At 61.0% G+C, this 331-nt stretch carries 1 pseudogene; it reads right to left on the reverse strand.

Annotation, left to right across the window (positions count from 1 at the left end):
• Positions 1-117 precede the first annotated feature (117 nt).
• Positions 118-331, reverse strand: a pseudogene (locus tag EXE45_RS21600) (hypothetical protein); the annotation flags it as partial.

Here is a 331-nt window from a genome sequence, read left to right on the forward strand (position 1 = left end):
GGTTTGAGGTGCGTGACACGATTCGTTCTTGATTACAGTTTACAGCGAATCAATAAAAAGTGGTTGGGGCCACTTTGCCGGCGTCGCGACGAGATGCTCCTCGAGATTGCGCGTCCATTACGTCGCGAGCTCATCCGGACTACAGCGGGCGCACAGCTGTATCGGGCCGTCCAGATGCCCGAGTTCGACCCGGAATCGCGTGAGCGGTGCGAGCGTGTCGACGACCAACCCACAGCCGTCACAGGCGACGTGATCGCGCTTGTCGGGACCCGGCTCCATCTGAATCGCGCAGTCGACACGATCGGGTGGGTGACCTGCTCGTCTTGCCCCC

The sequence above is a fragment of the Halorubrum sp. SP9 genome (genome assembly GCF_005435015.1).
Lineage (GTDB): Archaea > Halobacteriota > Halobacteria > Halobacteriales > Haloferacaceae > Halorubrum > Halorubrum sodomense.